The sequence below is a fragment of the Anaerococcus degeneri genome, from assembly GCF_017874475.1.
Lineage (GTDB): Bacteria > Bacillota > Clostridia > Tissierellales > Peptoniphilaceae > Anaerococcus > Anaerococcus degeneri.
In genome coordinates, this window is sequence record NZ_JAGGLO010000020.1 from 1 (window position 1) to 9742 (window position 9742).

Consider the following 9742-nt stretch of genomic DNA (forward strand, 5'->3'; position numbering starts at 1 on the left):
CTTAGTTTTTCGGACTCAGCTTTGCTTCGTCTCGAAAATGACCGATGCTCTTGCACACCTTACTTTTACTCATTTTACAAACTATAATATCCTCTCGAGGCCTTTGGCCTCTCGCTTAGTTTTTCGGACTCAGCTTTGCTTCGTCTCGAAAATGACCGATGCTCTTGCACACCTTACTTTTACTCATTTTACAAACTATAATATCCTCTTGAGGCCTTTGGCCTCTCGCTTAGTTTTTCGGACTCAGCTTTGCTTCGTCTCGAAAATGACCGATGCTCTTTCGCACCTTACTTTTACTCATTTTACAAACTATACTATCCTCTCGAGGCCTTTGGCCTCTCGCTTAGTTTTTCGGACTCAGCTGTGCTTCGTCTCGAAAATGACCGATGCAAATGCATCGGTCACCCATAGATGGTGGGACTACTCCCATTAGCGAATCAGAAAATCCAACGCTCCTATTCGTCGCGTCGGCTTTTCTTCCCTGTAGAAGGGCAGTAATCCATTTATCTTCGCACTTCGTGCTCTAAATATGGATCTGACGTAAAAACATCGCTTGCGATGTTTTTACTCCCATTCTTCTTTTTATGCTGTTCACTACATTCAAAAGTGTTCAAAGCGCAGGTTTTTAGTTTATCTCATACTGGAAAATTCGTTCCATTTAAGCTTGTTTCTGGATTAATTTACCCGTCCCAGTCCCAACGCCTCAATCTATGTCTAGTTTTCAACCGTCTATGATACAATTAAACTATTTATCTAAACCCTGAAACTCTTTACATTTGGGTATAGAAAAAGCACCTACTAAGTAAAGTAAGCGCTTACTTATGATTATTGATATTTATTATTTAGATACTGTTCATTTGCCTTTATTAAACTATATTTTTCTAAACCCTTCTTATCCCAATACCCAATTTTTTTCTAATAAAAAGCTTCTGCTATTTGCAAATACAAATCAAGAAATATTGAATTTTTCCTGGCGACAATGGATAAATCATGAACTAGATTAAAATCTTCTAGCTTTATAACCCTAAGCACACCCTCCTCTAGTTCTTTTTTGACACAGGATTCAAATATAAAACTTATACCACAATCTGCCTTGAGCATTTCTACTATGGAACGCATATTATTTATTTCTATGATATTTGCAAAATCTTTTATATCAATATTATCCATACTTAGAAAATTTTTTAATATAGCCAAGGTACCAGACCCGTCTTCTCTTATAATAATTCTTTCATCTAACAAGTCTGTTAACTTTTTTACTTGTTTTTTAAACTTGTGATCTTTGTGGCAGAGGCATACAATCCTGTCGCTTTTATATTTTTTAATAAAATAATCACTAGATTTTATAAATCCCTCTATGATAGCAAAATCTATCCTACCGCTATCGATATCACTTAAAATCTCGTCCGTATTCTCATAATAGATGTGGAAATCACAGGAAGACTTTTCTTTAATTAAGGCTATAAGCTTATCCATTATTAAATATTCTCCGACTGATCTAGTAAAACCCAAAGAAATTTTCTCACTCTTAGTTTTATTATTAGCTAATATAATCTTCAACCTATCTTGATCATTTGACATAGAAAGTAAAGCAGATTTTAGAATCTTGCCCTGGTCTGTTAGGCACAGACTCCTCTTGCTTCTATAAAAAAGTTTACAATTGTAATAGTTTTCTAGATACTTAATATGAGTAGATATAGCTGGTTGAGTTATATTAAGGCTTTCTGCAGCCCTTGTAAAATTCATATATTTACATACTTCCAAAAAACTTTCTATCCTAAAATCTAACATGATATCCTCCATATATATCATAACAAATTTTTATAATATAGTAAATAATTATAATTTTACATTATGGTAATTTATTATATAATAAAGAAAGTGAAAGGAGAATATATGATAAAATCTATAGAAAAAAATATAAAAGGGATTATTCTCTGCCTTGTAATTGCAATAATATCCCAAATAATCGGCAAGAAAATCCCTCTCGTAGGACCAGCAGTCTTCGGTATTCTAATTGGTATGGCCCTAAATCAAATTATAAAAGACAAAAAATCTTATATGAGTGGTGTGAGATTTACATCAAAGAAAATCCTTCAATATGCTGTAATCCTACTAGGATTTGGACTTGATCTTGGAATTGTTTTAAAAACTGGTAGACAATCACTCCCTATCATCCTATCTACCATATCAACATCATTGATAATTGCTTACCTAGCCTACAAGGCCGGACTTATAAAAGGAAATATTGCAACACTTGTTGGTGTTGGATCATCAATTTGTGGAGGTTCTGCAATTGCAGCAGCCGCTCCAGTTATAGATGCAGATGAAGATGAGATAGCCCAAGCCATATCTGTTATATTCTTTTTTAATATCTTAGCTGCTATCCTATTTCCAAGCCTAGGTCGTATGATTGGATTTTCTACTACCGACGGTAATGCATTTGGTATATTTGCAGGCTCTGCTGTCAATGATACATCATCAGTTACAGCCTGTGCATCAACATGGGATACAATATTTAATCTTGGTAGCCAGACACTTGATAAGGCTGTAACAGTAAAATTGACTAGAACCCTAGCTATAATTCCTATATGCTTAGGACTAGCCTTCATAAGAATGAGAAATGCCGAACAAGAAGCTAATAAAAAAATATCCATAATACAAATCTTTCCATTCTTTATAATCTACTTCATCCTTGCAAGTTTGATTACAACTATAGCCCTAGCCAAGGGAGTAGATATAGGATTTTTCAAGCCCTTTAAGGACTTATCCAAATTTTTCATAGTAATGGCAATGTCAGCTATAGGCTTTAACAGTGATATAGTAAAACTATTAAAATCAGGAGCTAAACCACTAGCCTTAGGAGGAGTGTGCTTTATATCAATCACATCCATAACCCTAATACTAGAAAAAGTTCTAGGCATCTTATAAAAATAAATCATCTAGGGTATTCTAATTACAAAAAGACCGCAGTTTGAAAACTACGGTCTAATTTTTTGTCCAAATGTAAACAACTTGGAAGAATTATTCAATTTATTTTTTTTGCAAATGTTCCCATTTTAATCCCAGTTACAGTTTTTCATACCACTATCCTCTCGAGGCCTTTAACCTCTCGCTTAGTTTTTCGGACTCAGCTTTGCTTCGTCTCGAAAATGACCGATGCAAATGCATCGGTCACCCATAGATGTTGGGACTATTCCCATTCTTCTTTTCCAAACGTCCGATATATCCCAAACCATTCAAAATACTATATTTTATTTTTTCTAATAACACTACATCCACCTAATTATAGGACGTTTTCAGATTTTTAGTCCCGTCCCAGTCCCAGTACCGGACAATAAAGGCAAAAATAATCTATTAAATTTTAAAGAATATTATCTTCCTTATGGAATCCTTAAATTTGTATTTTATACTAAGTTTATAAAATGAAGAGGAGGTTCATTTATATGGACAAATTGATATTAGAAACAAAAAATCTTACTAAAACTTTTGGTAAACAAAAAGCAGTGGATAGTATTTCTTTAAAAATAAAAGAAAATTCCATATATGGATTGCTAGGACCTAATGGGGCTGGTAAATCGACTACATTGAAGATGATTACTGGAATGATTCATAAAACATCTGGAGAAATCTTTTTTGAAGGTCACCAGTGGAGTCGTGACGATTTATCAGATGTTGGTGCGTTGATAGAAATGCCTGCCTTGTATGAGAACTTATCAGCTAGGGAAAATTTAAAAGTTAGGACACTCCTACTAGGATTACCCGATTCTAGGATTGATGAAGTTCTGGAAATAGTAAGTTTAAAAGATACTGGTAAAAAGAAAAGTGGTCAGTTTTCTTTAGGCATGAAACAAAGGCTAGGTATCGCAATTGCCTTATTAAATAATCCTAAGCTTTTGATTTTAGATGAGCCAACAAACGGACTTGATCCACTTGGAATTCAAGAATTGCGTGATTTAATGAGAAGCTTCCCAAATAAAGGAATAACTGTAATTTTGTCTAGTCATATTTTAGCAGAAGTTGAACAAACTGCTGATCATATTGGGATTATTAATAATGGAAAATTGCAATATCAAAACATTATTAATAATGATGACAATTTAGAAGAACTTTTTATGAATGTTATAAAAAGTGAAATGGGAGTGTAAAAAATGATATCTTATATTCTTGCGGAAAATTTAAAACATAAGGGCACTTTCTTGAAGAAGTTAGTAGTTCTTATGCCAATATCTTTAATCTTATTATCCTTATTTCTTATGCCAAGCTACTTTACTACCAATTCCTATAACTGGTGGTATGTAATAATAATGCCGGCAACTTTTGCCTTAATACCAGCAATGATGCATAGAAAAGAAAGTAGAAAATTAAACTACAGAGCAGTTTTCCCTCTAAATATTAATCTCAAAAAGTTATGGGTTTCAAAAATAATTACAGCATTTATTTATATGAGTATTGCTGCTATAATTCATATGCTAGGAGTGTATATTTTTCAATTTTTAATTGGAGGGCAATTAACACCTAACTATGGATTTTCAACATTACTATTTGCTAGTTCCTTACTAATTATAGCCAATATTTGGCAAATCCCATTATGCTTTTTCTTGGCAAAAAAATTTGGATTTATTACAAGTATTATAATTAATGCAGTATTAGGGTTAGGATTAGGAATCTTGTTGTCTGACGGTGCTTTTTGGATTTATTGCCCATATTCTTGGGGAATTAGATTAATGATTCCTGTTATGCATATTTTACCAAGTGGTGTTTTGACGGAAGTATCAAATCCAATAATATCAAGCACATCATTATATATTCCTTGTATTTTATCTGTATGTCTATTTACATTACTTACAATAATAAGTGCAAATTGGTTTTCAAATCAAGAGGTGAAATAATGATAAACATTATAAAATCCGAAATATATAAAATCAAGCACACCTGGCTTCCTTGGATTCACATAGTTTTACCTATAGCCTATTCTTCATTATTTTATGTGTCATCAAAAACTACTGGATTAAAAAATTTTGAAGAAAGCGATATAATACAAACTTATTTTATACTTTTAGGAGCATTAATCCCAATAATATTAAGTTTTATAACTTCAAAAGTTGTTGATATGGAAATAAGTGCTGGAAAATTTCAAATGCTTTTATCTACTACAAAATCCAGAACTAAGGCTTATATAGGAAAACTTATTGTATTAGAATTGGGATTTGTTATTTCTCTGACTTTAGCGATTATAATTTTTGCAATATTGTCGGGATATCAAAATATCTTAGATTGGGTTATTGAATTTTTCTTAATTGTTATTAGCAGCTTTTCTCTATACATGATTCATCTTTGGGTATCAATCATTTTAAGTAGCGGTGCATCTATTGGATTGGGTTTTCTAGAAACAATGGTTAATTTACTTTCATTAACTGTCATTGGTGATAGTATTTGGTATTTTTTACCTTGTACCTGGGCTTCTAGACTTCCAGCTATGTATATTACTATGAGTAAGGTTTCGGATTGGTCTTATTTTCACAAAGAGTTGAGACTGTGGAGTTTTGTAGCTTTGTTTATTATCTTAATCCTATTTATTTCCTCATTAGTTTGGTTTAATAAATGGGATGGAAAATCTATTAGCGAATAGAATAGAGGTATTTTTATGAAAAATAAACATAAATTATTAGTCATTGCGATAATCTTTGTTTCTTGTTTCTGTCTTTCTTATTGCAGAAATCTTAGATATAAAATGGATCAATATTCTACTGATAAAGAATCTTGTATTTTGAACGATGAAGATGTAAGACAATTTTATTATAAAAATAAGTCCTACACCATTCTTGATGAAGATTCTTCAAATGAAGATGTAAATAAATGGATTGGAGTTATTAGAAAACTAGTTGCAGTTGATGATAAAGGTAAAATAATTAAACAAGTTGATGCCACCAATTTAGGCATAAATAGTCTGGACAGCTTTGCAAAAGATCTAAATAATGATATTCATCTCCTTCAATTCTTTGATGTATATACAAACGATAAAGCTAAAGACACATTAATCGTAGAAATAAATGGTAGCAATTACAAAGCAGTTCCTACAAATAATATAAATAATGAGACAAAGATTTTTAATTTTAAGGAACATTCGAGAGAACAAAATTCAGAATTTCAAATAAACCACAAAAATGTTACTCAGTTATTTTATGATGGAGCAACCTATCAAGTGACTGATCAGGTTGTCTCAGAAGATGATTTGGAAGATTTTATAGGTATTATTGCCAAAGATGTTGTATTTGATAGAGATACTAAAAATATAATTATAAAAGAAGACTTAGGTAAAATTGACTGGCTAGGTGAAAATAAGTCTAAACGTGAAACACGGTTTTATTTAGATGTTTACAAAATTTCCGGAATAGATATTAGTGATGGATTTGCAGTAAAAGTAAATGACCAATATCTAAAAGCAAAATCCGAGTAATATCTGAATGATAAAGTAGTATCTTATTAAAAAATGAGGAGGTGATAGGATGTCTTTAATTCTTGCAGTTGATGACGAGTTAGATATGCTTGATCTAATAAAAAACATTTTAAAAAAGAACAACCATAAGGTCGATGTATATCAAAACCCTAAAGATATTGATAATAGTAAACTTAGTAAATATGATTTGATTTTACTTGATGTGATGATGCCAGATGTTGATGGAATTGGTTTTTGCAAAGAAATTCGCAATAAAGTAGACTGCCCTATTCTTTTTTTAACAGCAAAAACTATGGAAGAAGATATCGTCGAGGGATTATTAATTGGTGGAGATGATTACATCACAAAACCTTTTGGTGCAGCAGAACTAGTAGCTCGTATCGAAGCCCATTTAAGACGAGAAAAAAGAGAACGACACACCAGTTTAAATCTTGGTGAAATTCGATTTGATTTATCTTCCAATGAAGTGTTTGTAGCGGAGAAAAAAGTTTATTTGACAAAATCTGAGTATCAAATTTCAGAATTACTAGCAAAAAGAAAAGGACAAGTATTTTCAAGGGATCAAATATACGAGCTTGTCTTTGGATTTGATGGTATAGGAGATGCATCTGCAATATCAGAACATATAAAAAATATTAGGGCAAAGTTTCAAAAATATGGGAAAAATCCAATTGAAACAGTATGGGGGATCGGATATAAATGGAATTAAAATCAAAAGGTCAATCTCTTAAAAATATACTTTTTAAATATTTGTTAAGTATTGCACTGGGACTAGTAATCTCAGTTGGATTAATAATAGGTTTTATATCTGCTTCTTACCAATTTAAGTGGATATTTCCTGCAAACTATACTGAGAATTTAATTCTTGAAAAAAGAACAGATATTGCCACTTTAAAAAATTTCGAAAAATCATTACTTCCAGACAATACATCTTATCTATTTCTATCAAAAGACGATAAAGTTATAGAAACAAATATGAATAAGAATATCCAAGATGTAGCTTTTAACTATCATAAGGGATCTGGTAATTCTAATGCCAACTTATCCTTTATGGAAATACAAAGATTAGATGGATATGTACTTGTAGCTTATGACCTAAAGCCCTATTATAAAAGTCCTTGGATGCAAAAAAATCTACCACAAGTAAATAATTTATTTCTAAGCTTAATTATAATATTTTGTCTTATTAGTATTATTACTATCACATTAATTTGGGCAAAGAAAATATCAAAAGAATTAAATCCATTACTAGATGCTTCAGAAGAAATCAGGAAACAAAACTTAGATTTCCAAGTTAAAAAGTCTAATATTCAAGAATTTAATACCATATTAGAAAGTTTAGAAAAAATAAAGTTAGGGTTAAGTGAATCTTTAAGTACAAATTGGAGAGAGGAAGAGAAAAAAAGAAATCAGATTTCAGCATTAAGCCATGATATAAAAACTCCAGTTTCAATTATAAAGGGAAACTCAGAATTATTAGGAGAAACAAACCTAACAGAAGAACAGCAAACATATCTAAATTATATTAGAAAAAACACAAGTCGTATTGATAAATATATCGAAACTTTAATGCTTGTTAATAAATCTAAGCAAGCAAATGAATTAAAATTTCTTGAAATTAGGACAGAAAAATTTATAGAAAATATTGAAAAACTAGCTACAGAATTCACATCAACTTATAAGTTAAATCTTTTAGAAGATATTAGCTATAAGAATGATTTTTTAATAGTAGATTTAAAAAATTTTGAACGAGCCTTTCTAAATATTCTTAGTAATGCAGAAGAAAACAGTCCTAAAAACTCAACCATTAAGCTACTTATAAGTTCCAAGAATGATAAGCTTCAAATATCAATACTTGATCAAGGACATGGATTTACAGGTGAAGACCTATTATATGCAACAGATCAATTCTATCAAGGAGACAAAAGTAGGCATTCAAAAGAAAACTATGGTATAGGCTTATTTGTTGCAGAACAAATTATTAAGATGCATGGAGGAAGTCTTATTTTAGAAAATAGAACTGATGAATGTGGTGCTAAAGTCAGCATACTATTGCCAGTAAAGAAAACTCAAGAATAGGGGCATTTTTTTCTTGCATTTATGAATTTTATGTGTGTGGTGTTTGCATATCTTTTTAAAAGCACTTTCATCAGTTTTTTCGTTCTTAATAATGTAATCTATTGCCAAATTTAGAGTTGATTTTATTGGATGTATCTTTGTAATTGCAATACTAATCACCAGAACTTTCTTTTTATTTATTAAGAATCAGGGAATATATATCCCATATTTTTTTATAATTTTTCTATTTTTTCTCTAATATAATCAATATATTTCTTGTAAATAACACCACTTGTATTAGTAGCTTTTGCAATCTGGTTTATGTTATTTGTTGCATTTGAAAGTAACCGTTGGAGATGTCTAAATAAATTAATCCTCATAATATGTAGGCAAAAAGACCGCAGCTTGAAACTACGGTCTTATTTTTTGTCCAAATGTAAACCACTTGGAACTATTATTAAATTTATTCTTTTTTATAAATGTTCCCATTTTAATCCAAGTTACAGTTTTTAATCTTCTGTAACCGTTGATTTTACAAGATTTTACTAATGTCCTCTCAGAAACTTTCAGTTTCTTCGCTTAGTCTTGTGCTAGCCCGTCTGGCTATGGGAAGACCCACCACGCGAAGTCCTAACCCTATTTCATCAGAAATAGCTGGTAGGCCTGGTGCAGTGGCTGAGTGGTCTCGAAAATAACCGATGCATATACATCGGTCACCCTAAATTCAAGATAATTTGTGAGGAAAAATGGATGAAATAGACGAAGTACAAAAAAGCCCGCAGTGAGGCGTACCTTAGTACGCCGCAACGAGGGCTTTTTGAAACGAGTCTAGTTCGCCATTTTTACCACAAATTACTCCCATTCTTCTTTTCCAAACGTACGATATATCCCAAACCATTCAAAATACTATATTTTATTTTTTAGAGTATCCCCAAATCCACCTAATTATAGGACATTTTCAAATTTTAGTCCCGTCCCAATCCCAGTACCGGACAAAAACTAATAATATTTATAAAGATTCTATATAAACGCCAAAATACATCTAGCTAATAATAAAAACCACCGGTGCAGTGAAATGACCCCCAAAAGCTTGACTTAAAAACCAACTTAAAGAGGTCAGTTTTTTGGCTCTTTGTCAAATCGTGTTGGTAATTAAAAATCAACTACATTCTTTATCGGGATAGAAATTTCTATCCCCGATTTTTAACTAGCAAATAAATTTCT

The 9742-nt window shown here is 31.4% G+C and carries 8 protein-coding genes and 1 pseudogene; 7 read left to right on the forward strand and 2 right to left on the reverse strand.

Annotated elements, in window-relative coordinates:
* Positions 1-915: 915 nt before the first annotated feature.
* The gene (locus J2Z38_RS10280) at positions 916-1791 is read right to left on the reverse strand and encodes a LysR family transcriptional regulator (protein WP_209775195.1); all 876 of its coding nucleotides are present in this window, start codon (positions 1789-1791) and stop codon (positions 916-918) included.
* 105 nt (positions 1792-1896) lie between these two features.
* Between J2Z38_RS10280 and J2Z38_RS10285 the strand changes: the two genes are divergently transcribed.
* The 7 genes from J2Z38_RS10285 to J2Z38_RS10315 all read left to right on the forward strand — a co-directional run bounded on the left by J2Z38_RS10285 (position 1897) and on the right by J2Z38_RS10315 (position 8539).
* Entirely contained in the window at positions 1897-2931 is a 1035-nt protein-coding gene (locus J2Z38_RS10285) for a YeiH family protein (RefSeq protein WP_209775197.1), read from the forward strand.
* 515 nt (positions 2932-3446) lie between these two features.
* On the forward strand, positions 3447-4148 hold the full coding sequence (locus tag J2Z38_RS10290) for a lantibiotic protection ABC transporter ATP-binding protein (RefSeq protein WP_209775198.1): 702 nt from the start codon (positions 3447-3449) through the stop codon (positions 4146-4148).
* Between the two features lie 3 nt (positions 4149-4151).
* A complete protein-coding gene (locus J2Z38_RS10295; RefSeq protein WP_209775200.1) occupies positions 4152-4892 on the forward strand; it encodes a lantibiotic immunity ABC transporter MutE/EpiE family permease subunit in 741 nt (246 codons plus the stop codon).
* On the forward strand, positions 4892-5632 hold the full coding sequence (locus tag J2Z38_RS10300) for a lantibiotic immunity ABC transporter MutG family permease subunit (RefSeq protein WP_209775202.1): 741 nt from the start codon (positions 4892-4894) through the stop codon (positions 5630-5632). The genes J2Z38_RS10295 and J2Z38_RS10300 overlap by 1 nt, the downstream gene beginning before the upstream one ends.
* A gap of 15 nt (positions 5633-5647) precedes the next feature.
* Positions 5648-6460 (forward strand): NisI/SpaI family lantibiotic immunity lipoprotein, encoded by an 813-nt coding sequence (locus J2Z38_RS10305; RefSeq protein WP_209775203.1) that lies wholly within the window; start codon positions 5648-5650, stop codon positions 6458-6460.
* Positions 6461-6509: 49 nt separating this feature from the next.
* Positions 6510-7169: a response regulator transcription factor gene (locus J2Z38_RS10310; RefSeq protein WP_209775205.1), complete on the forward strand. Its 660-nt coding sequence runs from the start codon at positions 6510-6512 to the stop codon at positions 7167-7169.
* Positions 7160-8539, forward strand: a complete 1380-nt coding sequence (locus tag J2Z38_RS10315; RefSeq protein ID WP_209775207.1) for a sensor histidine kinase — start codon at positions 7160-7162, stop codon at positions 8537-8539. The genes J2Z38_RS10310 and J2Z38_RS10315 overlap by 10 nt, the downstream gene beginning before the upstream one ends.
* 172 nt (positions 8540-8711) lie before the next feature.
* Here J2Z38_RS10315 and J2Z38_RS10795 read toward each other — a convergent pair.
* Positions 8712-8883 (reverse strand): annotated as a pseudogene (locus tag J2Z38_RS10795) (plasmid mobilization relaxosome protein MobC); the annotation flags it as partial.
* Between the last annotated feature and the right edge of the window lie 859 nt (positions 8884-9742).

Bases quoted from the DNA above. Each gene is read 5' to 3' on its own strand.
- J2Z38_RS10280 (WP_209775195.1), bottom strand. From the start codon at position 1,791: ATGTTAGATTTTAGGATAGAAAGTTTTTTGGAAGTATGTAAATATATG.
- J2Z38_RS10285 (WP_209775197.1), top strand. From the start codon at position 1,897: ATGATAAAATCTATAGAAAAAAATATAAAAGGGATTATTCTCTGCCTT.
- J2Z38_RS10290 (WP_209775198.1), top strand. From the start codon at position 3,447: ATGGACAAATTGATATTAGAAACAAAAAATCTTACTAAAACTTTTGGT.
- J2Z38_RS10295 (WP_209775200.1), top strand. From the start codon at position 4,152: ATGATATCTTATATTCTTGCGGAAAATTTAAAACATAAGGGCACTTTC.
- J2Z38_RS10300 (WP_209775202.1), top strand. From the start codon at position 4,892: ATGATAAACATTATAAAATCCGAAATATATAAAATCAAGCACACCTGG.
- J2Z38_RS10305 (WP_209775203.1), top strand. From the start codon at position 5,648: ATGAAAAATAAACATAAATTATTAGTCATTGCGATAATCTTTGTTTCT.
- J2Z38_RS10310 (WP_209775205.1), top strand. From the start codon at position 6,510: ATGTCTTTAATTCTTGCAGTTGATGACGAGTTAGATATGCTTGATCTA.
- J2Z38_RS10315 (WP_209775207.1), top strand. From the start codon at position 7,160: ATGGAATTAAAATCAAAAGGTCAATCTCTTAAAAATATACTTTTTAAA.